Origin of the sequence: Paramaledivibacter caminithermalis DSM 15212, assembly GCF_900142245.1 — a bacterium.
In the GTDB taxonomy this organism is placed as follows: domain Bacteria; phylum Bacillota; class Clostridia; order Peptostreptococcales; family Caminicellaceae; genus Paramaledivibacter; species Paramaledivibacter caminithermalis.
Genome location: NZ_FRAG01000129.1, coordinates 1 through 2,220, shown reverse-complemented (window position 1 = coordinate 2,220; position 2,220 = coordinate 1). Strand labels below are relative to the sequence as shown.

General features: G+C 26.0%; 1 protein-coding gene. It reads right to left on the bottom strand.

Annotation, left to right across the window (positions count from 1 at the left end; translation table 11 throughout):
- Window positions 1-879: 879 nt before the first annotated feature.
- A complete protein-coding gene (locus tag BUB36_RS18790; RefSeq protein ID WP_073153842.1) occupies window positions 880-1,803 on the bottom strand; it encodes a hypothetical protein in 924 nt (307 codons plus the stop codon).
- Window positions 1,804-2,220: the final 417 nt, after the last annotated feature.

Sequence of the window (2,220 nt, the reverse complement as noted above, 5' to 3'; positions counted from 1 at the left end):
TTAACGTGTCAACCGAAACGTCCCTTTGTCATTGTGGAGTTCGTATTTACCACAATATTCTAAGAGAGATTCCTATGCAAATCAAAAGAAGTGCTATGCCAATAAATCTTATTATATTTATATAAATTATATTAGGTTCGTAATTTTTATATAAAAATGATGATTGCAGAAATATTATCGTTTGTGGATAAATTAGAGATATCAAACCAACACAGCATAATAGAATATTGACAAATAGCTTTGTGTTTAGATAATAGCTTATATCATTATTTAATATACTATTAATGGTTGGAATTAACAATGTATTTAGATGCTTATAAGAACTATCAATGGTAGTTGTTTTGCCGTTTGGAAGAGTTAATAAAATTCTTTTTTGTTTATAAAGAACTGTATATTGCTCATTTTTAATTATTATTTGATATGAATTTTTAAAGTTTTTATTATAAATGATATTCAGATTATTTTCACCATTACTATAAGAATCTTTAACATAAGCATCTTTTAAAATTTGTGTTTCTTTATATTTAAAATTATATTTTATATTTAATCCAAATCGTGGTGTAAGAAACGGTATCGCAAAAATAATTACTATAAAAATACTTGAAAATATCAGAATTTTCCTGTATTTTAGTAAGGATCTCATAGGATATCCATCTCCTTTGCATGTTAATATATATTTTAACATGATGTTGGTATAAAAGTTAAAGATATTTTCAATGTTATTGTTATATTAGAAAAGCTAGACCTATCTTTTCTAAAACTATTCAAAGAAATCTACAAAATCAAGTTTTAAGATTAGATAAAAAAATAGGAGGAACAATCGACATTTAAGACAAACTTATAGAGGATCAATTGTTCCTATTTTTATAAGTTTTCTATTTACTTATAACTAAAGATTGCATCTGGATAACCTATTAAATCTTCAAAAATTTGAAGATTATCACTTGTTATATATTGTTTGTATGCTGTTCTTCGTGTTTTACTTTTGTTAGAGAAATTTTTGCTATTAATTTCTACTGGCCCAATTGTTTCTTTCATTTCATAGTTACCTAGACCTGGGAATGCAACCATTGAATCTAGTTCTACAACAAACTTTTGGTCATGTAGAATAGGTATGTACGCACTTGCATTGGAAGAAGCTTTTTTATTTTTATCTTGTATTAATATATATCTATCAGTTTGATTTCCATGGAGATAGTAATATACTGCACTATTTTCAAATGAACTAATATCTGTGCCTGCTAATTGGAATAATGATAAAGGAACCCATATTTTAGCGGTAGTAAAACCAATTCCAATATTTACAAGACCTTCCTTCCATTTTTTTATAATGTTCTCTCTACTTTCTTCTATCGGACTCCATCTTTTTCGCTTGATGGTATAAGCAGCTTTCATTTTAAAACCATCATATGAACCATAGTCTACCTCCGTACTTCCTCGTCTGTTAAAAAGCATATTCTTTTGTTGAATCTTTGGTATATAAAATACTATTGATTCTAGGTTGGCTTCATTTTCAACATCCTTCTTAATATCATCAATAAGTTTTTCTTCTAAACCAATCAATCCTTTTTCTTCTAAATTAAGTTTTTTGATATAATTAATAGACGTTTTAAGTTGGTCATAATTGTCTGATACTTGAGAAGACCTTATAACTTTAGCATTATCAAAATTTAAGGTGAAAATATCGTAGCCGTTAGTGTTTTTAAAATCTAATTCACTATGAGAATATGAATTAGCTAATACGCTATTTGTTGTTGTGAAAATAAGACAAAAAATTATTAAGAAAGAAATTATTTTTTTCATAAAATCACTCCTAAAACCTTTTAATTGTAGTCCAAATACGTTGAATAAGAATTCATACAAATTCTAAGCTTATTAGAAAAAACTCTTAAACAATTATCGATAATTATTTTATTAATTGTCTGATCAGAAATCTTACATATATATTATAATATATTATATATATATATAATTTTGTCAACCTTTTATTTCCATTTATTATCTATTTTTACATTGCCAATGCATAGAAATGGGAAATAGACTCTAAATAAATATCTATTTCCCATTATAAATTAGTATTTTAATTTACTGATGATCAACAAAAAATCAAATATTTATTACTCACTCCTCCTAGGCGGTCTAGGTCCAAAATATTGATAATAATAGCATTTGATACGGCCATTATAAAGCTTCCTGTTCTTATTGGCTTTTTTCCCAAAG